The organism is Pseudoalteromonas sp. SM9913 (assembly GCF_000184065.1).
GTDB lineage: Bacteria > Pseudomonadota > Gammaproteobacteria > Enterobacterales > Alteromonadaceae > Pseudoalteromonas > Pseudoalteromonas tetraodonis.
In genome coordinates, this window is record NC_014803.1 from 312,128 (window position 1) to 336,152 (window position 24,025).

General features: G+C 41.3%; 19 protein-coding genes. 8 read left to right on the top strand and 11 right to left on the bottom strand.

Features of this window, described 5'->3' with window-relative positions; all coding sequences use genetic code 11:
• The first annotated feature begins 373 nt into the window (after nt 1-373).
• Nucleotides 374-1,144, top strand: coding sequence for an NADP-binding protein (locus PSM_RS01420; RefSeq protein WP_013463890.1), 771 nt, complete (start codon nt 374-376; stop codon nt 1,142-1,144).
• Here PSM_RS01420 and hutH read toward each other — a convergent pair.
• Genes hutH through hutC form a run of 3 tightly spaced genes read right to left on the bottom strand, consistent with a single transcriptional unit; the run spans nt 1,141 to nt 5,100 of the window.
• On the bottom strand, nt 1,141-2,673 hold the full coding sequence (gene hutH, locus PSM_RS01425) for a histidine ammonia-lyase (RefSeq protein WP_013463891.1): 1,533 nt from the start codon (nt 2,671-2,673) through the stop codon (nt 1,141-1,143). The genes PSM_RS01420 and hutH overlap by 4 nt on opposite strands.
• Nucleotides 2,670-4,349: a urocanate hydratase gene (gene hutU, locus PSM_RS01430; RefSeq protein WP_013463892.1), complete on the bottom strand. Its 1,680-nt coding sequence runs from the start codon at nt 4,347-4,349 to the stop codon at nt 2,670-2,672. Before hutU ends, hutH begins: the two co-directional genes overlap by 4 nt.
• A gap of 22 nt (nt 4,350-4,371) precedes the next feature.
• Nucleotides 4,372-5,100: a histidine utilization repressor gene (hutC, locus tag PSM_RS01435; protein WP_013463893.1), complete on the bottom strand. Its 729-nt coding sequence runs from the start codon at nt 5,098-5,100 to the stop codon at nt 4,372-4,374.
• Nucleotides 5,101-5,210: 110 nt separating this feature from the next.
• On the opposite strand from hutC, the gene hutI reads away from it, so the two are divergent.
• Both hutI and PSM_RS01445 read left to right on the top strand, forming a co-directional pair.
• Nucleotides 5,211-6,458, top strand: coding sequence for an imidazolonepropionase (gene hutI, locus PSM_RS01440; protein WP_013463894.1), 1,248 nt, complete (start codon nt 5,211-5,213; stop codon nt 6,456-6,458).
• Nucleotides 6,459-6,517: 59 nt separating this feature from the next.
• Entirely contained in the window at nt 6,518-8,242 is a 1,725-nt protein-coding gene (locus PSM_RS01445) for a GGDEF domain-containing phosphodiesterase (protein WP_013463895.1), read from the top strand.
• A 272-nt stretch (nt 8,243-8,514) separates the two neighbouring features.
• Here the strand turns inward: PSM_RS01445 and PSM_RS01450 are convergent, their stop codons facing one another.
• Together PSM_RS01450 and rraA are read right to left on the bottom strand one after the other, a co-directional pair.
• On the bottom strand, nt 8,515-9,564 hold the full coding sequence (locus tag PSM_RS01450) for a formimidoylglutamase (RefSeq protein WP_013463896.1): 1,050 nt from the start codon (nt 9,562-9,564) through the stop codon (nt 8,515-8,517).
• Between the two features lies 1 nt (nt 9,565).
• On the bottom strand, nt 9,566-10,063 hold the full coding sequence (rraA, locus tag PSM_RS01455) for a ribonuclease E activity regulator RraA (RefSeq protein ID WP_008115004.1): 498 nt from the start codon (nt 10,061-10,063) through the stop codon (nt 9,566-9,568).
• 428 nt (nt 10,064-10,491) lie between these two features.
• On the opposite strand from rraA, the gene PSM_RS01460 reads away from it, so the two are divergent.
• The gene (locus PSM_RS01460) at nt 10,492-12,372 is read left to right on the top strand and encodes a methyl-accepting chemotaxis protein (RefSeq protein ID WP_013463897.1); all 1,881 of its coding nucleotides are present in this window, start codon (nt 10,492-10,494) and stop codon (nt 12,370-12,372) included.
• 77 nt (nt 12,373-12,449) lie between these two features.
• On the opposite strand, the gene PSM_RS01465 is transcribed toward PSM_RS01460, so the two are convergent.
• From PSM_RS01465 to priA, 5 genes are all read right to left on the bottom strand, one after another.
• A complete protein-coding gene (locus PSM_RS01465; RefSeq protein WP_013463898.1) occupies nt 12,450-12,824 on the bottom strand; it encodes a gamma-butyrobetaine hydroxylase-like domain-containing protein in 375 nt (124 codons plus the stop codon).
• A gap of 65 nt (nt 12,825-12,889) precedes the next feature.
• A complete protein-coding gene (hslU, locus tag PSM_RS01470; protein WP_013463899.1) occupies nt 12,890-14,218 on the bottom strand; it encodes an HslU--HslV peptidase ATPase subunit in 1,329 nt (442 codons plus the stop codon).
• Nucleotides 14,219-14,230: 12 nt separating this feature from the next.
• Nucleotides 14,231-14,749, bottom strand: coding sequence for an ATP-dependent protease subunit HslV (gene hslV / locus PSM_RS01475; RefSeq protein WP_008115012.1), 519 nt, complete (start codon nt 14,747-14,749; stop codon nt 14,231-14,233).
• An 80-nt stretch (nt 14,750-14,829) separates the two neighbouring features.
• Complete coding sequence (locus tag PSM_RS01480; RefSeq protein ID WP_008115014.1) at nt 14,830-15,357, bottom strand: SPOR domain-containing protein; 528 nt, start codon at nt 15,355-15,357, stop codon at nt 14,830-14,832.
• 20 nt (nt 15,358-15,377) lie between these two features.
• Complete coding sequence (gene priA / locus PSM_RS01485) at nt 15,378-17,561, bottom strand: primosomal protein N' (protein WP_013463900.1); 2,184 nt, start codon at nt 17,559-17,561, stop codon at nt 15,378-15,380.
• 230 nt (nt 17,562-17,791) lie between these two features.
• On the opposite strand from priA, the gene rpmE reads away from it, so the two are divergent.
• Nucleotides 17,792-18,007 carry a 50S ribosomal protein L31 gene (rpmE, locus tag PSM_RS01490; protein ID WP_008115018.1) on the top strand — a complete coding sequence of 72 codons (216 nt, stop codon included), beginning with the start codon at nt 17,792-17,794 and terminating at the stop codon, nt 18,005-18,007.
• A 524-nt stretch (nt 18,008-18,531) separates the two neighbouring features.
• Nucleotides 18,532-19,773 carry a malic enzyme-like NAD(P)-binding protein gene (locus PSM_RS01495; protein WP_013463901.1) on the top strand — a complete coding sequence of 414 codons (1,242 nt, stop codon included), beginning with the start codon at nt 18,532-18,534 and terminating at the stop codon, nt 19,771-19,773.
• 69 nt (nt 19,774-19,842) lie between these two features.
• Here the strand turns inward: PSM_RS01495 and metJ are convergent, their stop codons facing one another.
• Nucleotides 19,843-20,163 carry a met regulon transcriptional regulator MetJ gene (metJ, locus tag PSM_RS01500; protein ID WP_008115021.1) on the bottom strand — a complete coding sequence of 107 codons (321 nt, stop codon included), beginning with the start codon at nt 20,161-20,163 and terminating at the stop codon, nt 19,843-19,845.
• A 198-nt stretch (nt 20,164-20,361) separates the two neighbouring features.
• On the opposite strand from metJ, the gene metB reads away from it, so the two are divergent.
• A complete protein-coding gene (gene metB, locus PSM_RS01505) occupies nt 20,362-21,609 on the top strand; it encodes a cystathionine gamma-synthase (RefSeq protein WP_013463902.1) in 1,248 nt (415 codons plus the stop codon).
• Between the two features lie 49 nt (nt 21,610-21,658).
• The gene (metL, locus tag PSM_RS01510) at nt 21,659-24,004 is read left to right on the top strand and encodes a bifunctional aspartate kinase/homoserine dehydrogenase II (protein WP_013463903.1); all 2,346 of its coding nucleotides are present in this window, start codon (nt 21,659-21,661) and stop codon (nt 24,002-24,004) included.
• Nucleotides 24,005-24,025 lie beyond the last annotated feature (21 nt).

Below are 24,025 nucleotides of genomic sequence, written 5' to 3' on the forward strand. Positions count from 1 at the left end.
TTATGTAACGAAACTTGATTCAAACTGCAGATAAACAGACCCTAAAGATATGGTGCTGAATAAATTAAAAACAAGAGCAAAGCGCTTAAATTTCACCCTTAAACGCCTTGTTAGCAGCCATCGTTTTTTAAAGCTTAAATTGAGCAATCGTTTTATATATTACTCTCGATAAGTCACTTAAGTCATACGCTTTATCTGCAGGTATGTAATGAATGGTTGCGGTATCATTAAAGAGATTACTAATTGCAAAAAAAGCGTGTGTTAATATCTTCTGCAACCAGCGTTTGCTAATATTATTTTTAGTCGCATAAAGTTAATTATATTTTTTATCGCTATAAAACGCGTTGATTGAGTTTTAATAAGGGTAAATAAAGTGCAAACCAACAAAGATAATTTAGTCGTTCTTGGCGCTGGCTGGCTTGGCCAAGCCTTATGTATTGATGCACAAAAACAAGGTTGGCAAGTGCAGGGGACTCATCGAAGTGACACTCATCAATTTGATTTTGAACGTCAGTTTGTTTTACAAAACGGTGAGTTGCAGCACCAAGTTGATTTACAAAATGCGTATTGGGTCTGTGCAATCCCGCCTCGCAGTCGAGATAGCGAAAGTGATTATCCGCAAGTGCTTGAGCAGGCGTTAAAGCTGGCAACTGAGCTTAATTGCAAAGGCTTTTTATTGTGCTCATCGACTGGGGTATATGATCAAGAACCTGGCGTTTATAGTGAAAGCAGCGATATATCAGGCACTAATGAGCGACAAATAAAGCTGTATGACGCTGAAGAGCAAGTGCTTGAACAGCAAGGTAAAGTGCTTCGCTTAGCCGGATTGTTGGGGCCAAATAGAGAGCCTGGTCGTTTTGTGGCGGGTAAAGAACTCAATACCTCTAGTCAGCAAGTAGTGAATATGGTGCATCAACAAGATGTGATCAATGCTATTTATGTGGTCCTTAATAACTGGTCGCAAGGACAGAGCATTTATAACGTGGTGAACCCAGCGCACCCGACTAAAGCAGATTATTATGCGCAAAAGTGTGAGCTGTATGGCACACAAATGCCGAGCTTTAGTAGTAATGAGGTCGCTGAGCGCAAAGTTATTGGCTCAGCGATAGAAGCACTGGGTTTTAGTTATCAGTATGGTATTTAATAAGAAGGTAAGGGGGAGTGGCTTATGAAGTCACACAACTTACCTTCACTTAGTAGCGTGTTGGCCGCTTCAATATCGGGAGCAAAATACCGGTCTTTGTCGTAATAGCTAACATGTTGGCGTAGCAGTGCTTTGGCACTTTCTACTTTATCACACGCGCGTAGTGGTGCTCTAAACTCAAGCCCTTGGGCAGCACTTAGCCATTCTATGGCCAGTACGCCCTGCGTATTATTAGCCATATCAACCAGTCGTCGTGCTGCAAACGTTGCCATAGAAACATGGTCTTCCTGATTTGCTGAAGTCGGTAAGCTATCTACCGAAGCAGGGTGTGCTAAGGATTTGTTTTCAGAGGCCAGTGCAGCCGCGGTGACTTGAGCAATCATAAATCCTGAATTTACCCCACCGTTTTTTACTAAAAATGGCGGTAATTTAGATAAATTAGAGTCAATCAATAGAGCAATACGTCGCTCAGCTAAGGCGCCAATTTCAGCAATAGCAATCGCCAGGTTATCAGCGGCCATAGCGACGGGCTCAGCATGAAAGTTTCCGCCTGAAATAATATCCCCTACATCGGCAAATACGAGAGGGTTATCGGTTACTCCGTTTGATTCACACAGTAGTACTTCGGCGGCTTGACGTATTTGGGTTAAACATGCACCAAGAACTTGCGGCTGGCAGCGCAGGCAATATGGGTCTTGTACTTTTTCACAATTAATATGTGAGTCACTAATTTGTGAGTGGCTATCGAGTAATTCTCTAAATACGTGAGCCGTATCTATTTGCCCTTGCTGACCACGAATGTCATGAATACGCGCATCAAATGGCGCGCGACTGCCCATGGCCGCTTCTATACTGATAGAGCCAATAACACAGCTTTGTGCGTACAAGTCTTCGGCTCTAAATAAGCCTTGTAGTGCAAATGCAGTGGATGCTTGGGTGCCATTCAATAAGGCTAACCCTTCTTTTGCAGCTAATGTTAGTGGCTCAAGACCTGCAATTTTTAGCCCTTGTGTAGCGCTTATCAGCTCACCTTGATAACGCATTTTACCCTCACCTAATAAAGGCAAACACATATGCGCAAGCGGTGCTAAATCGCCCGATGCACCCACTGAGCCCTTTTTAGGCACGCAAGGGTAAACTTCACTTTTAAGCAGCTGCATAAAAAACTCAAGCACAGCTAAGCGAATACCAGAATAACCGCGCGATAAAGAGTTTATTTTTAGTGTGATCATCAATCTAACGGTGCTGTCATCCATTAACTCACCAATACCTGCGGCGTGTGAAAGTACAATACTGCGTTGTAATAGTTCGAGTTCATCGTCAGCGATTTTAGTATTGGCCAATAACCCAAAGCCAGTATTAATACCATATACAGTGCGATGTTCGTTTATCACGTTTTGGACTGTTTGAGCACTGGCAGCTATTTGCGCCTGTGCATCATTGGCCAGAGTTAAGTGTATGGCTGATTTGTTAATTTTTCTTAGCGTGTTTAAGTCAAGCTGACCCGGTTTGAGTGTATATGAAATCATGACTTGTCCTCATTAAGCATTGGTAGGTCTAGCTGCTGCTGTTGCGCACAGTTTTTTGCAATTTCATAACCCGCATCAGCATGGCGCATTACACCGGTGGCGGGATCGTTCCATAATACTCGAGCAAGACGCTGCTCTGCTTCATCAGTACCATCGGCAACAATCACTACGCCTGAGTGCTGGCTAAACCCCATGCCTACACCACCGCCATGGTGAAGTGATACCCAAGTAGCACCGCCTGCGGTATTAAGCAGGGCATTTAATAGTGGCCAATCGGAGACCGCGTCGGAGCCATCTTTCATACTTTCAGTTTCACGGTTAGGGCTGGCAACTGAGCCTGAGTCGAGATGATCCCGTCCAATAACTACCGGCGCTTTAAGCTCACCGCTTTTAACCATATCGTTAAAGGCAACAGCAAGGCGCGCTCTATCTTGTAAACCGACCCAACAAATACGTGCAGGCAAGCCTTGAAATTGAATTCGCTCACGCGCCATATCAAGCCAATTATGCAGGTGTTTATCATCTGGAATGAGCTCTTTTACTTTTGCATCGGTTTTATAAATATCTTCAGGATCGCCAGATAGCGCTACCCACCTAAATGGACCAATACCTTCACAAAATAATGGACGAATATACGCAGGCACAAACCCAGGGAAATCAAATGCATTACTCACGCCTTCTTCTAGGGCCATTTGACGAATATTATTGCCATAGTCGGTTGTTGCTGCGCCCGCTTTTTGTAGTGCCAGCATCGCCTTTACTTGGACTGCCATTGACTGTTTAGCCGCTTTTACAACTGCTTGTGGGTTATCGATTCGCATTTTAGCTGCGTATTCCATACTCCAATCTTGTGGCAGGTAACCGTTAAGTGGATCATGAGCTGAGGTTTGATCGGTAACTATATCGGGAGTAATACCACTCTTTACCAAGGTACTAAACACATCGGCGGCGTTACCTAGTAACCCCACAGAAAGCGCTTCTCCTTTTATGCAAGCATCTGTTATTAATTTTAGTGCATGCTCAAGATCTGTGGCTTTTACATCGACATATCCTGTTTTTATCCGAAAATCGATACGGCTTTCATCACATTCCACCACCAAGGCACTAAAGCCTGCCATAGTAGCCGCTAATGGTTGTGCGCCCCCCATACCTCCAAGGCCACCCGTTAATACCCACTTACCTTTAGCATTACCAGCAAAATGCTGTTTTGCCATAGCCACAAACGTTTCGTAAGTGCCTTGCACTATGCCTTGAGAGCCAATGTAAATCCAAGACCCAGCGGTCATTTGGCCATACATCATCAAGCCTTTTTTATCTAACTCGTTAAAGTGCTCCCAATTTGCCCAGTGCGGTACTAGGTTAGAATTGGCAATTAATACCCGTGGTGCATTGCTATGAGTTTTAAATACACCCACAGGTTTGCCTGATTGCACTAATAGAGTTTCGTCATTTTCAAGGCGTTCCAGTGTGGCAATTATTTTGTCATAACTTGGCCAATCACGTGCAGCACGGCCAATACCGCCATAAACCACCAGAGCTTGAGGGTGCTCTGCAACATCAGGGTCTAAATTATTCATTAGCATGCGTTTAGCCGCTTCGGTTTGCCAGCTTTTGGTGGTTATTTTATTGCCATGTTGCGCGCGTATTTCGCGTTGTGTGTCCAGTCGATGATTCATTGTTCACTCCTGTTAAATAGTATTAAGCGTTATGCGCTTTATTATTATTTTTAAATGTTAATTGCCCGCCCAAGCGATACTTACTGCCAGGCGATATAAGTCGTGCAAAGCTAACAATCCCGTTTATCGACCAAGTGCGGCGTATTACTTGTAAGCATGGCTCTTCGTTATATAAGTTAAGCCATTGGCACATTTCACTGCTTGGTGTAATAGCCTCTACGGTGTGCCTTGCTTGTGTTAAAGGGGCAACCGTTGATAGGTATTCGTGTGGGGTGAGAGCGGTAAAATCTTGTTGTAAATAATCCTTGGCAAGTAACGGGTTTACAAAGCGTTCTTCAACTTGCAAGGGACTGTCATTTTCGTTATGAATAATGACACTTCTATACACCACACTATCTACCTCAACACCTAAAGCAATAGCAATTGGCGCCACGGCATTGATTGATTCCAACACCTGTACTGTGCAGCTGTAGTTTCCGTTTCGCTCTTTGACTTCATGTGCAATGTTTTTTATTTCGAGTAATGATGACTGCGACTTAAAGCTTGCGACAAAAGTACCTAGCCCTTGGCTACGGGTTAAAATGCCTGTATCAGTTAGCTCACTTAACGCTCGACGTGCGGTCATTCTGCTTACCGCAAACTGCTTTGCCAGTTCATTTTCTGAGGGCACGCGTTGGTTTTCAAGCCAAAGCCCACTGCGTATTTTGTCCACAATAAACTGTTTTATTTGTGTAAATTTAGGTGTTGGCATAGACGCTTTTGGTGTATTAAAAATAAACAATACTTAATAAGATGGCATAATTACCTTGTATATACAAGATGTGTTGTTAAACTCATTTGAACATTATCGCGGAGAAACTTATGCAAGCCACAGAGTCTACAGAACAGTTAAATGATATCGATTTATTGCTCACAGATGCCAACATTGCGACCATGGATAGCAATATTGATGCGCCTTATGGGGCGATAGAAAATGCGGCGCTAGCTATTAAAAATGGCAAAATAGTGTGGCTAGGTAAACAAGCTGATTTACCTAATTTTGATGTGTTAGCCACTCCGATATTAAGTGTAAAAGGACAATGGTTAACCCCAGGCTTAATTGATTGCCATACACATTTAGTGTTTGCCGGTTCTCGTGCGCAAGAGTTTGAGCAGCGTTTGCAGGGCGTGAGCTATCAACAAATAGCAGCGCAGGGAGGGGGAATAGCAAGTACAGTTAAAGCAACCCGAGAGGCTGACCACGAACAGTTATTTGTAGCAGCAAAAGAGCGTTTAAATGCATTGTTAGCTGAAGGGGTGACGACGGTTGAAATTAAGTCAGGGTATGGGCTTGATATAGACAATGAGAAAAAAATATTGGAGGTGGCTAGGCTGTTAAATCAACATCATCCTATTGAAGTGGTTAACACCTTTTTAGGGGCACATGCGCTACCTTTGGAGTTTAAAAACCGCAGTGATGATTACATAGATTTGGTATGCAATGAAATGCTAAGCACGCTTGTTGAACATGACCTAGTGGATGCAGTTGACGTATTTTGTGAAGACATTGGCTTTAGCTACGCACAAACTCAACGCGTATTTGATGCAGCTAAAAAACAGGGTTTGGCAATCAAGTGTCATGCCGAGCAATTATCAAATCAACACGGTGCAGCGCTGGTATCACAATACAATGGCCTGTCGGCTGATCATTTAGAATACCTTGATGAAGCAGGCGTTAAAGCTATGGCAAACGCAGGCACTGTGGCGGTATTACTGCCTGGGGCTTTTTATTTTTTAAAAGAAACGAAATACCCACCAATTGAGCTGTTAAATAAATACAAAGTACCCATTGCGATCGCCAGTGACTTTAATCCCGGCACATCACCCTTGTGTTCGTTGCAATTAATGATGAATATGGCCTGCACCTTATTTAATTTCACCCCAGAGCAGGCATTAACTGGCGTAACAGCACATGCGGCTCGTGCTTTAGGTTTTACTGATAGAGGGGTATTAAAAGTTGGCGCTCGCGCAGATATAGCTCATTGGCAAATTGACCATCCTGCACAATTAAGTTATCAGTTTGGGGTAAATAAACTGTTAAATCTATGGATATTGGGTAAACTTAGTTAGTTTGTATAAAATTAACTCTTAAACCTATGTTTTATTTAATGTCAGTGAGTACGTCAGCTATGGATGGAACGTTATTGAGCTACAGCAATTTAGCTATTTTTTTAAGTGGTGCACTTTTAATGGCAATGGTTGCCACGCTATTAACCGTTAAAAGTAACGTAATGAGACTCAGCTTTTTATGTACTGGGCTCATTGGCTTAGCTATGGTGAGTAGCGCAATACCTTGGCTCGCTATTTTACTAGCGCTAGGTTTTGGTTTTAATTTATATCAAGCGAAGTTACAAAAGCAAAAAAAACCATTTCTTATCAGTGCCTGTGCAAGCGCATTACTTGCTTTATTGTTAATAGGGTATCTCTTTTTTACGCTGCATTTAGCGTGGTTGCTCATGGCTATTTTACTGCTCTCAGTCAGTGGTTTTTTAGCTGATAATGAGCCTAAAGCTACTACGCCTTTAAAGCCACAAACCGAGCCTGAGGTGTATGTTGAAAACTCACCCTTAGCCAGCTTCCCCGATAAACAACAGTTACGTCAAAAGTATAATGAGCTTATTGATGAAGGTTCATTCAGAGCCGCACTTATTGTATTAAGGCTTGAGGGGTTTGCGCAGGTAAATCAGCATATTGGACGAGATTTTGGTGACTTATTGTTGTCGCAGTCGGCAAATCGAATAAAAGACTTACTAGACAGTGATGAAGTGTTGTTCCTTGCTCCGCATGCTAAATTAGCGCATTTAGGCGGGTTAAATTTTGCGTTTATTTGTGATCTACAAAGCCATAATCATTTACATCAACAGCTTATCAAGCAAATTATTGGCGCTACATTAAAGCCCTTTAACGTGGCTAATTGCACTATTGAAGTAAAGGTAAGAGCCAGTTATGTTCATTGCGATCAACAAAGTACGAGCTTTGATGATTTAATTAGCCATGCTTACTTGGCACTTGATAGTCAGCCAAGCAAACAAATAGTGGCTTATCATCAACAAATGACGGTTGAGCATTTAGAGCAACAAGCGCGATTAACAGAGCTTGCGAATATCAGCTTTGCTGATGAGTTTGAGCTGTTTTTTCAACCCGTTATTCGCAACGGCGATGGCCAAATTGAATTTTTAGAATTGTTATTACGTTGGCAACACCCCACGCAAGGCACCTTATCGGCAAGCCGATTTATAAATGATATTAGAATTGCAGGGCTTGGTTATTCACTGGCTACCTTTGTTATAGAGCGTGCTGGCGAATTAGCCATGGCACTTCGTATGGAAGGGATGTCGGTACCTTTGAGTGTTAATTTATTTGGCCCAGAAATGCTCAATGAAGAGTTTGTTGATTTTGTTTACGGAGTAATTAGTGAGCATCAACTAAGGCCAGGCGATTTAATTATTGAATGTCCGCTTCATGTTTTTACCAGCCTAGATGATAAAGGCAGAGCCATGATCGCAAGGCTTAACAGTTTAGGTTTAAAAGTATGCGTTGATGGCTTGGGAGATAACCCCGTATTATTGTCTAAATTACCAAGTTTAGCGGTGGAGTATATTAAGGTATCTCCTGCTTTAACTGCTGACTTTAGTAATCAAAATAATATACGCAGCTTAGTAAGCGGTATGGTAGAAATGCATAATCAGCAACAAACAAAAGTTATTTTTGAAGGTGTTGAAACACTGGACCAACTTAAATTTGTGAAAAGTTTGAAAGCTTATGCCTCACAAGGCTACTACTTCGGACACCCTTTAAGTAGCTTAGGGTTAATGAGTTGGTTTAAACAGTGGTTACAGGCACAAGAAGACTAGGGTCTGTTGATCTTTCAAGGTTAAATTTGCAGCAGTCTGTTTGGTATTTAGGCAAGGCAGAGCCTATGTGGTGTGGTTATTCCCCATAAATAGGCGATAACGCAGCATCAATGCCAAACAGGCGCAGCCCTTCGGGTTCTGCCTAGGGGCGATTTACTCTTTGTTGCTCGATTTTTACTTAGCCCACTAGGTTACAAACCTCGCGCCGCGATTAAATAGCCCCTAGTTTGAACAAATTTTAATCCGCAAAGGTCGACAGACCCTAGGGAAGATTAGATTTTTTGCTTTGTTTGTAGGTAGGTATTTACTAAGGCACTGATAACTTGACCACATTGTAATTTACCTGCAGCAAGAGAGTGAGGATGTTGTGACGGTGCTGCTTCGCATAAATGTAAATAAGCACTGTGATGATTACTTGCAGCTAAATAAACATAATGCTCGCCATCGCTAACATCAAAACCGCAATAATTAAATGCGCTTGCAGGCATGTTGGTTAGGCTATCTAAATCAACTTCTATTCCTAACGGTGCGTTATCAAATGCGTTTAGTGCATTGTTAGTTGCCTCCGTTAAACTTATTTCTCGCCTAACATTAATCGCTTGATAGCTGGTGAAACTAAATTTTGCACTTTGCATCGCATTAAAAATTTGTTGATTATTTTTAAGCTCATGTAAGCCAATTACATGGTAACTGTTAAGGTGCTGCTCTTGATAGGCGTAGTGAAAACCATTGCCACTGTGTCTGCCTTCACACTCTCTAAAGTCGGCATGGGGGTCTAAATTAATGGCGTTAATTGCGCTGTTTTTATATTTTGCAAGCGAGCGAATAATACCTAAGCAGTTATTATGTCCGCCACCAATAATGATGGGTTCAAGACCTGCTTTAAAAATCATGCTTAAAATTGCTTCAACCCGCACATCAATCTCAGCGCACAACTGACGTAATTGGTCTAAATCGAGAGGATTTTGGTTATCAAGCGGGTGTGCTTGTTCCATTAAGTCATCGAGGTTTACTTCGCCAAGGAGTAACACTTTTTGCATGGCAATAGCGTGATTGTGAGGTTGGTTTAAAAAGTGTTGTAAAAAAGCGGGCCAAGCATGTTGTGCTCCGCCTTTACCTAAATTGGCTCTAGGTCCAATGTCTTCGCAAACGCCCAGTAAAACAAAGCGCATACCAAACTGTGCAGCATCAGTAAGCGCTTGTTGTATATTAACGTTTGCGTCAAGTAATGCCATTGACTGCCACGCTTTTTGTTCACCTGCACGGTTAGAACAAATGCGCTTGAGCGTGCTTTCGTTATATACTTTAAGGTGTGCTGTCACGCTACAGTTCTATTATTTCTAGCTCTAATTCTTCAGCAGAAAGTACAATACCTGTACTGTCGGCATAAACAAAATCATCATCGAAAAATGATACACCCGCAAAGTTAACGCCTATGCCGCTTTCACCCGCGCCTTCACTGTCAGCTGCAACCGGAATTGATCCAATGGCTTGAATTCCTAAATCCAGTTCTTCAAGTTCATCAACATGGCGCAGTGCACCATATACAATAATACCTTGCCAATTGTTTTCAAGTGCCAGCTCAGCCAGTTCAATATCAATTAAGGCTCTGCGAGTGGAGCCTCCACCATCAATAAGTAAAATCTGATCTGTACCATCTTGAGAAAGCAATTGACGGATCAGTTCATTATTTTCAAAACATTTTACCGTTTTAATGCGGCCACCAAAACTGTGTCGACCACCAAAGTTGATGAACATAGGTTCAAGCACGTCAACCACATCAGCGAAATGGTCACATAAATCAGAAGTGCTGTAATCCATTATTTTATCCTCAAAAGATACATAAGTTAGTGACTTAGTATACCCTCCTTATATTCAATAACAACGACTTAATTGCAGTAAATTTAGCCAGAAATAGAACTAAATCAATAACACGACTCATAATTTTTTAATAAAATTGTCATCTTTATAAATAAATATTTTAAAGCTATGGACTGAGCGCTTATTAAGTGCGAGAGATTTAAGTTCTGATTGGCGAGACTGTAAAAATTAAACAATACTGTGATTAGGCCGATGATTATATTGTCCATTTGTATAAAGGGAGTTTGTTAATGGTTAAATTTTACTGGTAGCCCTTTTTTATGGTTTTTAATGATAGGCATTATTGTTTATTTCATGTAACAAAATTATGTTAATACAAGAAAGCATCACGTTATACTGAACTGGCAAATTTAATATAGGTATTTACAATGAACTTTTTACAGAATCTAACGATTAAACGTCGTTTACAATTTAACGCATTAATCGTTGGCTTAGCCATGATTGTTATGCTGTGCATCATCATTTATGAAGCACGTATTATGCTTAAATTAAATGAAACTATTCAGTACGCTGAAGAGCTAGATGTGCATGAGCTTTCGATGCGTAAATACGAAAAAGACTTTTTGTTTTACAAAGATGAGTCTAGTTTAGAGCTATTTGCGCAAGAATATAAAAAACTACAATTTAAACTAGAAAAGCTATCTGTTTTATCTGCAGATTTAAATATTGCTACGGCTCAGGTCAATCAATTTTCTACGTTAGCCCAACAGTACTATGACGACTTTCAAAATGTTGTAAAACTACAGCGTAAAATCGGGTTGCACCCAAAAGACGCTTTATATGGCGAGCTGCGAGAAGCAGTTCATAAAATAGAAACATTGCTTAGTGAGCAAAATAATTACCAATTACTCACCACTATGCTACAGCTACGCCGAGCTGAAAAAGATTTTATGTTACGTTTAGATACCAAGTATTTAGATCGATTTAATAAATTAGCAAGCGAGTTAAAACAACAAGTAAATGCTGCAGAGCTACCTAATAATTTACGCAATCATCTGGTCTCGTTAATGACCAACTACCAAAATAAATTTACTGCATTGGTAGAGGCGCAGGTGGAACTAGGCGTCGATTTAAATTCGGGTGCCCTAGGGAAAATGAGAATAAGTGTTAAGAAAAGTGATGAAGTGGTCACTTTGATCACTAATGCGACTAAAGAGCAAGTAACTGAAACGGCGCAGCAGGCGCAATTATTAGCAATAGTCATATTTATAATTGCAAGTATCATCGTTATGCTGCTTGTGTACTTAACCAGTCGTTCGATTATCCAACCTATAGAAAAAGTTTATCAAGCAATAGATAAGATAAGACAAAACAATGACTTAAGCTTGTTTATAGAGCATAAAGGGAAAGATGAAGTAACGAGGATGACCATAGACTTTAATAGTTTAATTAGTGACTTTAAAGATCTCATCTACGAAGTAAATACGGCTCTAACAACGCTTAATATAGCAACAGGGAACCTATCTGAAACAACCTCAGCGACTAGCTCTGGTATGCAAGAGCAATTACATGAAGCGGATATGGTAGCAACCGCTGCTACAGAAATGCAGGCAACGATTCAAGATATTTCACACAATACTGAAGCCGCCGCTAAAAAAGCTGAATCGACCAATGTAAGCGCCCAGCAAGGTCAGGTTGAAGTAGAGTCAACCATTAAGCATATTAATGCCTTATCTGATTCACTTGGTAAAGCTTCCAGCGTGGTGTCTCAGCTAGAAAAAGATGGTGAAACCATAGGTTCTGTGCTTGATGTGATACGTGCGATTGCAGAGCAAACTAATTTACTTGCTTTAAATGCTGCCATTGAAGCGGCGAGAGCGGGTGAACAAGGTCGTGGCTTTGCGGTTGTTGCAGATGAAGTGCGCTCACTTGCACAGCGTACGCAGGAGTCAACCAGCGAAATAGAAGGCATTATTAACACCCTACAACAGCGTACTCAAGAAGTTGTGAGTATCATGCACCAATGTCGTACTCAAGGTGGCGAAAGTGCTACACAAGCAACAAAAGCGGGTGAGCTGCTAGGATCAATTACCATTGATGTGCAAACTATTATGGAAATGAGTACACATATTGCTACTGCTATAGATGAGCAAAGTCAGGTGGCTTCTGAGGTAAATAAAAACGTGGTCCGTATTCGAGATATTGCAGAGGGGGCTGCGGCTCACTCACAAACTAATGCGCAAACCAGTGAAGAGGTCTCTGAGCAAGCAAGGGTACTTCATCAAGCAATTTCAAAATATAAGGTTTAACTACTAACAGAAAAAAGTGGCTTAATTGCCGCTTTTTTCTCATTCACAGAGTATAAGTTCAGACTAAAGACTAAATACTAGGGAACAAACTTTATGGGTACGCTGTCTTTGTTGTTTTCATGTTGTTTAACACGCTCTAAATACGTATCCCATAAGCTTGTTTGTTCAGCTTGTAATTTAGCAAAATATTGCCAGCTGAACAGCCCGCTGTTATGGCCATCGTCAAACTCTAAACGTAACGCGTAATGCCCTACCGGCGTAATGGTTTTAATGCCCACTGCTTGTTTATTTAGTACTAATTTCATAGGCTCAGATCCATGGCCTTGAACCTCTGCTGAGGGAGAGTGTACCCGTAAAAACTCAGCGCTAAATATAACTTCAGAGTGATCATCAAAATAAACATCTAAATTTTTACTCACACTATGATAGTGCACTTTTGTAACTTGTTTCATCGTCATCTCGCTTACAAAAAAGCCTCCATATTGGAGGCTTTTAGTATAACTGTTTGTGTTTTCAATTAAAGAATAAAACGACTTAAGTCTTCATCTTCAACTAGCGCACCTAAGTGTTTTTCAACGTAGGCGGCATCGATAACAAGACTTGAACCCGCTTTTTCAGAAGCGTCATATGAAATCTCTTCCATTAGCCTTTCCATAACTGTATGAAGGCGACGCGCACCGATATTTTCGGTTTTTTCGTTTACTTGCCATGCTGCCTTAGCAATACGCTCAATTGCGTCGTCGCTAAATTCAATAGCGACTTGCTCTGTTTTGAGTAGCTCGCGTTGTTGCTCAGTAAGTGACGCGTGTGGCTCAGTTAATATACGTTTAAAGTCATCGGCTGTGAGTGCTTCAAGTTCAACACGAATAGGTAAACGGCCTTGTAACTCAGGGATCATGTCTGATGGTTTAGACATTTGGAATGCGCCTGAGGCAATAAACAACATGTGGTCAGTTTTTACCATGCCGTGCTTAGTATTAACGGTAGAGCCTTCAATAAGCGGAAGTAAATCACGTTGTACACCTTCACGACTTACATCTGGGCCAGAGGCTTCACCACGTTTACAAATTTTGTCTATTTCATCAATAAACACAATGCCGTTTTGCTCTACTGCAAAAATGGCCTGTTCTTTTAATTCTTCAGGATTAACCAGTTTACCGGCTTCTTCTTCAGTAAGTAACTTAAACGCTTCTTTAATTTTAAGCTTACGCTTAGTGCGTTTATCACCACCCATGTTTTGAAACATTCCCTGTAACTGGTTGGTCATTTCTTCCATACCAGGAGGAGCCATAATTTCAATATTAGGTTGAGCTTGGGCTAAATCAATATCAATTTCTTTGTCATCTAATTGGCCTTCGCGTAACTTTTTACGAAACGATTGGCGTGTCGATGAATTTTCATCGCGCTGAACTTCACCGTATTGATCTTTCGCTGGAGGCAGTAATACATCTAATATACGTTCTTCAGCCGCTTCTTCAGCGCGATGTTTGAACTTTTTAGTTTGTTGCTCTCGTGTCATTTTAATTGAAACATCAACTAAATCACGGATGATAGTTTCAACTTCTTTGCCGACATAACCTACTTCTGTAAATTTAGTGGCTTCAACTTTAATAAAAGGTGCGTTGGCAAGCTTTGCTAAACGACGAGCAATCTCAGTTTTACCTACACCCGTAGGGCCAATCATTAAGATATTTTTTGGCGTTACTTCTGCGCGTAAGTCTTCGTTTAACTGCATACGGCGCCAGCGATTACGAAGGGCAATAGCAACCGCTTTTTTCGCTTTAGCTTGGCCAATAATATGTTGGTCTAGCTCATGAACAATTTCTCTTGGGGTCATATCAGACATAGCGAGTTCCTATTACAATTCTTCGATAGTTTGGAAGTTATTCGTAAATACACAGATGTTGCCAGCAATTGTTAGACTTTTCTCTACAATTTCACGAGCACTTAAGTCGGTATTTTCTAATAAGGCGGTTGCAGCTGATTGCGCAAAGTTACCGCCGCTGCCAATTGCGATTAGGTCGTTTTCTGGTTGCACCACGTCACCGTTGCCGGTGATAATTAGCGAAGCTGTTTCATCAGCAACAGCAAGTAAAGCTTCAAGTTTACGCAGAGCACGATCGCTACGCCAATCTTTAGCCATTTCTACAGCAGCTTTAGTGAGGTTACCTTGGTGCATTTCTAGTTTGCTTTCAAAACGTTCGAAAAGAGTAAAGGCATCAGCAGTGCCGCCAGCAAACCCAGCGATAACTTTGCCATTATAAAGGCGTCGAACTTTTCGGGCATTGCCCTTCATTACTGTGTTACCAAGAGATACTTGGCCGTCACCACCAATAACAACTTTGTCATCACGGCGTACACTTACGATTGTAGTCATGTTATTCCTCATCATCGCGCTGCAAGGGGCAGCGCGTAAAAAACGATTATGAAGAGGTTATATGGGTGAATGGTTTAAATTCAAGTCCAGCCCCAAATTCCGCAGCCGACAATATTAATTCGTTTAAGTTTGTTCTTGTCACTTTCTGCATGACGCTTGGTTTCATAAGGCCCTAAACGCACTTTGTACCAAATACCATTGCTGCCTGTGGTTTTTTTGATTTCTGAAATTAATCCTGCAAACGCTATTTTAGCTTTTAAGGTTTCAGCTTGCTGATGGGTTCTAAATGAACCACATTGCATGACATAAGGGCCTTTTTGTTCAAGTTCTTTTACTTCAACCTGAATCTCATGCTCTTTAATTTCTTTAATAAATTTAGGTGGCCGCGGTTTAGCTATTTCTACTTGTTTTTCGGGTGTTGGATTTGCTTGCTTTTCAACAAGCTCTGGATCGGCATTGTTTTTAACAAACCAGAGTCCGTATGCAAAACCACCGATTAGTAACAAGGCAATAATGATTAACAAAAACGGGAAGGGTTTTTTAGCCGGCTCTTGTTTAGTGTTTTTTCTATTTTTTGGTTTTTTATTAATATAATCGTGCTGTGCCATGGTGTTATATGTGGCCTTACCTAAATCATGTCTGTAGGGTCTACGTCTAAACTCCAGCGAACTTTTTGTGCAAGTTTGCTAGTGCTGAGATAATCAACCATTTGCGCGAGATACTGATGTAGTATGCGTCGATCTTGCGCTTGAATATGTAATTGAAAACGATACATTCCCGCAATTTTTTCTAAAGGCGCGGGGATCGGTCCGAGCAATTGTATACCAGATACCCCATTGACAGGAACCAAATCCGTTAGAAAGTCGACGACTTGCTTTATGTTATGCCCTTGTGCGCGAACAATTGCCATACTCGTAATAGGTGGCAACTGTGCATCACTTCGCTCAGTGAGTGCAAAGCGGGCAAAATCTTGATAGCCATTATTAACTAAGTCTTGTAATAACGGGTGCTCAGGAAAGTGCGTTTGTAATAATACTTCACCGGGCTCGCCAGAACGTCCCGCGCGTCCTGCAACTTGTGTTACTAATTGTGCTAAATGCTCAGTAGCCCTAAAGTCACACGAATACAAACCACTATCGACATCTAAAATAAGTACTAAGCTAACATCAGCAAAATGGTGACCTTTTGCCAGCATTTGCGTACCAACTAAAATACGTGCGCCGCCTTGATTTATTTCATCCAGTGCTTTTTCAAGGCTACCTTTACGCCGAGTTGAATCACGGTCGATACGGCTGATCGGGGTGTCTGCAAATTCACTACTCAAAAACTCTTCTATTTGCTCGGTGCCTTTGCCGTTAGGAAAGATTTGCGTACTACCACAGTCAGGGCATTGATGCGGTACATGATATTGATCGCCACAATGGTGGCAAATCATTTGGCCTATTGCCTTATGAAAAGTCGCACTGGTGCTGCAGCGGTTACATTCACTCAACCAACCACATTCATGACAAATCAAAGTAGGAGAAAACCCACGGCGATTTAAAAATACCATCACCTGCTTTCCCCTATTCAGGTGCTGGCGCATTATTGCAAGACTGGCATGTGCAATACCGGCTCGATCAGGCTGACCTTTCATGTCGAGCAGCTTAAACTGATTATCGGTGGCGGTTTGTGCGCGCTCACTTAATGTAAGCAACTGGTATTTGTTATTAATAGCTTTATGCAGTGTTTCTAGTGCTGGCGTAGCGCTACCCAAAATAAGTGGAATTTGATGCTGATAGGCACGATACGCAGCTAAATCACGGGCATGGTAGCGTAAAGTGTCTTGTTGTTTAAATGAGGCATCATGCTCCTCATCAACCACAATCATCCCAAGCTTTAAAAATGGCAGAAAAATACTCGAACGGGTGCCTATAACAATGGCACAACTGCCTTTTTCGCAAAAACGCCATGTTTGTAGACGTTCGTTATCGGTTAATGCCGAGTGCCATAACATAATAGGAGTGTCAGGAAAGCGACGTCTAAAACGATTGACCGTTTGAGGCGTTAGCCCGATTTCAGGAACGAGCACTAACGCCTGTTCGCCACGTTTTAATACTTCTTCTAGGCATTGCAGGTAAACTTCGGTTTTTCCGCTGCCAGTGACACCTTCTAGCAAAAAACTATTAAACCCCGTACTTTGATTAATTGCAGTGCAGGCAATGGCTTGCTCTTTATTTAAACGGGGTTTGCTGCCAACCGTTGGCGAGGTATGTTGCCATTGATTGTCGTGCTCAATGGTTTGAACTATTAGCTTTTTATCTAAAAGGGTATCAATGGTTTTTTTATTAAACCCGAGAGCTTTGAGTTCGGTTAATGATGATTTACCTGATGCTGATAATTGCTTAAGCAAATTAAGCTGTGTTTTAGCTTTTAAAGACGGTAAAAATGCTCCCTTTTCGCTTAATGTCACCATGTTTATACTGGTTTTATCAGGGCACTCACCTTGGCGCAGTGCACTGGGCAATGCAATATGAATAGTTTCACCGAGTGGATAGCAATAATAACGCGCTGTAAATTTCAGTAGCTCTAAATGCTGCGCAGATAACACCGGTGAGTCGTCAATAACTTCAATAATAGATTTTATTTTGCCTTCGGGGACTGCTGTTTCCGTTTTTAAGCTAAGAATAACCGCTACTTTACGTTGATTACCAAAAGGGACTAACACGCGCATACCAGGCTGTAATTGAGTCAGAGGTACTAATTGCTCATCCACTTTATAATCAAAGGTGCGAGGCAAGGGGACTTTTATTGCAACTTCAGCAAAACGCATAACAACTCAACCAATTAACGTAATGGTTTAATGTACTAAAAATAGCATTAAAAGCCTACCGACAAATCAGTAATGAATAGGTGTTTGCCGACTTTTTAGCAAAAAGGGTAATTAAAGCTTGTGTGCGTGCGGGTTGTTGGATAAAATTCGCGACCAATAAATTTGTTTTAACGACGTATGGTGCCAGACTTCGGGTTTGGAGAGCGATGCGGCCTTAACTAGAGGTTCCTATGAAAGAAGGTATTCACCCTAAGTACGAAGTAATTTCTGCAACTTGTTCATGCGGAAACAAATTCGAAACTCGTTCTACTCTGTGTAAAGACATTCACTTAGACGTATGTTCTGCGTGTCACCCGTTTTACACTGGTAAGCAAAAGATTTTAGACACTGGCGGCCGTGTTGATCGCTTCAACAAGCGCTTCGGTGCACTTAGCAGCAAAAAATAATTTTTTGTTTCTATGTAAAAAAAGCACCTTAGGGTGCTTTTTTTGTGGCCAAAATTTACTTTCCTACCTGCTTTCTTAGCAATTTTGTATTTATTTTTTTTGCATAACTATTTCCTGTTCTTATTCTGAGTATGCATAAACATTTGCAGACAAAACAGCCAATATTCTCTATATTTTTATTTGTTAAACTTTAAAGATGGTACTCAAATGCAGGTAACGTGAGGTTATTTGTGTTTAAAGTTAAATAAAATTCGGTATTTCACTATTTTAATTTAAGACTAAAAAATACGCTTTATAAAAATAGAACAAGGGCAAAAAGTACCTGTATTTTTCATTTTTATGACGAATTTATATTTTAAAAATGTCAGGATAATCTAGGGAAGTTGCTGATAAATCACTTAAAATTAACAGTTCTAGCATATAACAGGATAGACCTGATATTGCTTGGAATTTAAAAATAATAAAGGTATCGTAGATTAAAACTACCTCTCACTTTAACTTAAATTGCAGGATATAATCGCGTTATGTCAGATTTTCGTGAACAAGCACTACATTACCATGCCCATCCCGTTCCAGGTAAAATCAGTATTGAGCTGACCAAGCCCGCTGAGACGGTTAAAGACCTCGCGCTCGCATACAGCCCGGGTGTCGCAGAACCTGTTCGTGAAATTGCCGCTGATCCAGCAAATGCCTACAAATATACTGGTAAAGGAAATATGGTTGCGGTTATTACTAACGGCACCGCAATTTTAGGCTTAGGTAATTTAGGTCCACTGGCTTCAAAACCCGTTATGGAAGGTAAAGCGCTACTATTTAAGCGTTTTGCAGGGTTAGACTCTATAGATATTGAAGTTAAGCACCGTACTACCGAAGACTTTATTAACACGGTGGCTAATATTGCCGACACCTTTGGTGGAATTAATTTAGAAGATATTAAAGCGCCCGAGTGTTTTGAAATAGAAAAAGCGCTTATAGAGCGTTGTAGCATTCCTGTTTTTCATGATGATCAGCATGGTACGGCTATTGTAACGGCTGCGGGTATGCTAAACGCGCTGGAAGTACAGGGCAAAGCAATTGAAGATGCAATTATTGTATGTTTAGGTGCCGGCGCTGCAGCTGTTGCCTGTATGGAGCTTTTAATTAAATGTGGCGCGTTGCGTGAACATATTTATATGTTAGATCGCAAAGGAGTTATTCATACGCGTCGTGATGACTTGAATGAATATAAGCAATTATTTGCAAACAATACCGATAAACGTACTTTACAAGATGTAATTGAAGATGCCGATGTGTTTGTGGGTGTATCGGGCCCTAACTTATTAGCCCCTGAAGATTTAAAATTAATGGCTGATAGACCCGTGGTATTTGCTTGTTCAAACCCCGATCCTGAAATCGATCCGCAATTAGCACACGCTGCACGTAACGATTTAATTATGGCTACAGGTCGCTCTGATTATCCGAATCAAGTTAATAACGTATTGTGTTTTCCGTTTATTTTCCGTGGTGCGTTAGATGTACGTGCCAGTGAAATAAACGACGAGATGAAAATTGCTGCTGTAGAAGCAATTCGCAGTATTGCTAAAGAGCCCGTGCCAACTGAAGTGCTTACTGCCGCAGGCATCGACAAATTAGAGTTTGGTGCTAAATATATTATACCAAAACCAATGGATCCACGTTTGTTACCACGTATAGCTAAAGCGGTTGCGCAGGCGGCGGTAGACTCTGGCGTTGCACAAATTGATATGCCAGAAAACTACATGGCGTAATTGTTAAGTGTAAATTAGCGCAAAAAAAACCTCAGCTATTTGCTGAGGTTTTTTTGTATAAAGACCCTTCTAGTCTTCATTTAAAATAGGCACTTCTAGTCCCATTTCTTGCATTATTTTCTTCACTTCTTCAGGTACTTTTTCTGCGTTATCTTTACGCAAATCATCATCATTAGGCAGCGGTTGCCCGGTAAACGCATGCAAAAACGCTTCGCATAAAAGCTCGCTATTTGTTGCATGACGTAAGTTGTTTATTTGACGACGAGTACGTTCATCAGTTAATACTTTTAATACATTTAGCGGGATCGAAACGGTGATCTTCTTTACTTGTTCGGATTTTTTCCCGTGTTCTGCGTATGGGTGAATATATTCACCATTCCATTTAGCCATAAGATGTATCGTTGCCTCAGATTATAAATTGCTCACACAGCATCAAAGCGTGTAAATATGCGTGAAATTCTATCGGTTTAAAAAAGATAGTCAAATACTAGTTATTTAGCTATCTAGACATTTAAATGTTTTGACATCTTAAATTGCATGCGCTACATTTTAGACGTCTAAACATCCAAATTAGTAAAGGTAGCGAAAATGAGTGAAAAAAATAAGGCAACAATTGCTGTTCGTAGTGGAATAGAAGCCGACAAACAGCATGGTGCGGTTGTTCCACCGCTTTATTTATCAACAACTTACTCATTTGCTGACTTTGATACAAAGCGCCAATATGATTATGGCCGCAGTGGTAACCCCAATCGTGACATTTTGGCTGAGGCGCTCACGGAGCTTGAAGGTGGCGCTAAAGGCATTATTACCGCAACAGGCATGGCAGCCGTTCACCTAACAACACAATTACTTAATAGTGACGATACGTTAGTGATCCCTCATGACTGTTATGGGGGCAGCTATCGCTTATTTACTTCGCTAGAAAAGCGCGGCTTATTAAAACTAGAAGTGGTCGATTTTACCAAAAGCGACAGTTTGACACGCATCCTTGCTATTAAACCTAAGCTGATTTGGATTGAAACACCTAGCAATCCTATTTTACGCCTAACAGATATTAAAGCGGTAACTGATACAGCTAAACAGTGTGGTGCACTGGTTGCCGCCGACAACACGTTTTTATCGCCAGCATTACAAAACCCGATTAAGTTTGGCGCTGATATTGTGGTGCACTCAACCACAAAATATATCAATGGCCATTCAGACGTTGTTGGTGGCGCGGTTATCGCAGCGACTGCTGAGTTAGGTGAAGAGTTAGCGTGGTGGGCAAATAACATTGGCATCACTGGCGCGCCATTTGATAGCTATTTAACGCTCAGAGGCTTACGTACGTTAAACGTGCGTTTAAGGCAACACCAAGAAAATGCACTCGCCATTGCACAGTATTTAGAACGCTCCCAGTTTGTTGCCCAAGTTTACTACCCAGGTCTTGAATCACACCCTCAACATGCGCTAGCTAAGGCGCAGCAGCTTGGCTTTGGTGCTATGGTTAGTTTTGATATAAAAGGCGATATAAACGATGCTGCAGCGTTTTTAACGCGCTTAAATGAATTTAGCTTAGCGGAATCATTAGGTGGAGTAGAAAGTTTGATTTGTCACCCTGCGACTATGACCCACGCCGGCATGGACGCAACCGCGCGTGCAGAAGCCGGAGTAGGCGACACGCTTATTCGTATCTCGGTGGGTATTGAAGATGTAAATGATTTACTCGCTGACTTAGACAGGGTATTTAATTTGGTGCGCCCAGGGCAAGCCAATCCCGGCCTATCGGCAAAAAGTGGTGCTAGTGAATCATTTGGTTCAGCAAAGTTAAACGCGGCGCATCCGGCGTTATGGTAGTGCATACCAATCTTCAAAATACAAAACATAAATGCGAGTCGGTATTAATATGGTAAATCAGGTTCATAAATTTGGTGGTTCGAGTTTAAGCTCAGCGGATCGCTTTAAAAGTGTCGCAAATATTATTTTAACTCATGCTCAAGCTGGGGATTGTGTGGTGGTATCGGCTGCCGGTAAAACCACCGACACCTTAGTTAAACTGTGGCAAAGCTATCAACAGCAAGACACTCAAGCTATTGCTGATATTGTATTGCTATTGAGCAACCATCAAATAGCTCTGATTGAGCAATTATTAATAGCTAACGCTAAGCACCATGCGCTTGATTTACTTGAAACTGAGCTCAGTATTATTACCAAGCAGGCTAAGCAAGGAACATTAGCTGAAGCTGCGTTATTAGCACATGGTGAATTGTGGTCTGCAAGGTTACTAAGCGCTTACTTAGAACAGCTTAACGTTAGCGCTTGTGCCCATGACGCTAGGCAGTTATTTACGTTAGATGCCGGACAGCTGCAGCATGCTAATAATCAGCAGCAGTGCTTAAAAGCCATACAGACGAGTAAAATTAATGTAGTTACGGGGTTTATTGCGGCTGATTTACATAGTGAAACAGTGACCTTAGGGCGAAATGGCAGTGATTACAGTGCCACTTTATTAGCGCGGTATTGCAATGCTAAAAAAGTCTCTATTTGGACTGACACTCAAGGTGTTTTTAGTACTGATCCGCGTAAGGTTGCTAATGCGGTTAAGTATGCGCGAGTGTGCCGTGATCAAGCTAATTTATTAGCGAGGTTAGGTAATCCAGTATTACACGCTAAAACATTATCGCCATTAAAAGATACCGATATAGAATTAGTTGTTCGCAGTAGTTACGATCCTCAAGGCAGTCATACCGAAATAGTTAAACTAGGAATGAGTAAACAAAAACGCTTTTTAACCACAGTAAATAATGTGGATTTACTCATTGTTGATGATCTGAGTGAAGGCGAAGTAGCACATGTTAGCCAACTTATTCAGCATAGTTTGCATCACTTTGAACACGAAGGCGAAATCTACTTACTAGTCCCTGCGTCAGCGACACATCAGGTGGCTAATTATTTTGCTGGCCGCGCCAATATTAGTGAGTCAAACTTAAATGGGGTGGCGATTATTGCACCTGATCAAGAGGTAGCGCCGCTTGTTAAGCAAAGTGAAGCCTTATTACAAACACAATCTATACAGCCTCGGTTTACCCATTACGGTGAGGGATATACGTTACTATTAACCGATCAAGTACTTGAAAGTGATGTGCTGAGCCTGTTACATGACAAGCTCATTAATAAAGCACAAGAAATAGCTTTAATTATTGCAGGACTTGGTAATGTAGGTGCTGAGTTTATGCGCCAATTACCTGCTCAACTAGCACGCTTATCAACTGATTTTAACGTCAAGTTAGTAGCGCTTTTACGCTCAGAGCAGATGCTGGTGAATGCTAATGGATTAGACTGTGAAAGCTGGCAACTTCAATGGGAAAACCATGCAAGCTCCTATAAACAAGCCGATTTATTGTCATACATAGATACTCTTGAGTATGAACATAAAATAGTGATCGACATTACCGCCAGTGAACATTTTAGTCAGCTTTATAGTAAGTTAGTTGAATTAAACTGCCATCTAATTAGTGCTAATAAATACGCGGGAACCGCATCGCTTTCGTGGTATCAAACACTACGTGAAAGCCTTGCTCAACGTGGCTTACATTGGCGTTATAATGCAAGTGTAGGGGCCGGACTACCGATTAATTTTGCCTTGGCTGATTTACAAAATAGTGGCGATAAAATAACGCGAATAGAAGGCGTGTTTTCAGGCACGCTATCATGGTTATGCAGTATGTATGATGGCAGTAAAGCGTTTTCAGATTTAGTTCTAGAAGCGCAAGCTTTGGGGTTCACAGAGCCTGATCCTCGAGAAGACTTATCTGGACGAGATATGCAACGTAAGTTGCTTATTTTAGCGCGTGAATTAGGTATTGAATTGGAACTTGATGACATTTCTTTATCCGCTTTGATGCCCGATGAGTTAAGTGCAGGCAGCTGGAATGACTTTATTGATAATAAGGCTCGTTTAGATGCATTTATTGAGCAGCATGCGCAAGCGGCTCAGCAACAAAATGCTGCACTGTGCTACACCGGGTTATTAGAGTTTGAAAACAACACGCTAAACGCTAAGGTAGGGATTACCTATGTACCAAAAAGCGAAGCGGTTGCGAATTTGACCCCTGGCGATAATATTTTTGTGATTAATACCCAGTGGTATAACCAAAACGCATTAGTGATACAAGGGCCCGGTGCGGGTAAAGAAGTGACTGCTGCTGGCGTTCACTCTGACTTATACTGGTTGGTACAAAATATTAGTTAGACCATCAAAAAGGCCGCTAAT

What these genes read in the sequence shown, in the direction of transcription:
- hutH (WP_013463891.1), bottom strand. Translation starts at nt 2,673, where the DNA reads ATGATTTCATATACACTCAAACCGGGTCAGCTTGACTTAAACACGCTA.
- hutU (WP_013463892.1), bottom strand. Translation starts at nt 4,349, where the DNA reads ATGAATCATCGACTGGACACACAACGCGAAATACGCGCGCAACATGGC.
- hutC (WP_013463893.1), bottom strand. Translation starts at nt 5,100, where the DNA reads ATGCCAACACCTAAATTTACACAAATAAAACAGTTTATTGTGGACAAA.
- hutI (WP_013463894.1), top strand. Translation starts at nt 5,211, where the DNA reads ATGCAAGCCACAGAGTCTACAGAACAGTTAAATGATATCGATTTATTG.
- PSM_RS01445 (WP_013463895.1), top strand. Translation starts at nt 6,518, where the DNA reads ATGGATGGAACGTTATTGAGCTACAGCAATTTAGCTATTTTTTTAAGT.
- rraA (WP_008115004.1), bottom strand. Translation starts at nt 10,063, where the DNA reads ATGGATTACAGCACTTCTGATTTATGTGACCATTTCGCTGATGTGGTT.
- PSM_RS01460 (WP_013463897.1), top strand. Translation starts at nt 10,492, where the DNA reads ATGAACTTTTTACAGAATCTAACGATTAAACGTCGTTTACAATTTAAC.
- PSM_RS01465 (WP_013463898.1), bottom strand. Translation starts at nt 12,824, where the DNA reads ATGAAACAAGTTACAAAAGTGCACTATCATAGTGTGAGTAAAAATTTA.
- hslU (WP_013463899.1), bottom strand. Translation starts at nt 14,218, where the DNA reads ATGTCTGATATGACCCCAAGAGAAATTGTTCATGAGCTAGACCAACAT.
- hslV (WP_008115012.1), bottom strand. Translation starts at nt 14,749, where the DNA reads ATGACTACAATCGTAAGTGTACGCCGTGATGACAAAGTTGTTATTGGT.
- PSM_RS01480 (WP_008115014.1), bottom strand. Translation starts at nt 15,357, where the DNA reads ATGGCACAGCACGATTATATTAATAAAAAACCAAAAAATAGAAAAAAC.
- priA (WP_013463900.1), bottom strand. Translation starts at nt 17,561, where the DNA reads ATGCGTTTTGCTGAAGTTGCAATAAAAGTCCCCTTGCCTCGCACCTTT.
- rpmE (WP_008115018.1), top strand. Translation starts at nt 17,792, where the DNA reads ATGAAAGAAGGTATTCACCCTAAGTACGAAGTAATTTCTGCAACTTGT.
- PSM_RS01495 (WP_013463901.1), top strand. Translation starts at nt 18,532, where the DNA reads ATGTCAGATTTTCGTGAACAAGCACTACATTACCATGCCCATCCCGTT.
- metJ (WP_008115021.1), bottom strand. Translation starts at nt 20,163, where the DNA reads ATGGCTAAATGGAATGGTGAATATATTCACCCATACGCAGAACACGGG.
- metB (WP_013463902.1), top strand. Translation starts at nt 20,362, where the DNA reads ATGAGTGAAAAAAATAAGGCAACAATTGCTGTTCGTAGTGGAATAGAA.
- metL (WP_013463903.1), top strand. Translation starts at nt 21,659, where the DNA reads ATGGTAAATCAGGTTCATAAATTTGGTGGTTCGAGTTTAAGCTCAGCG.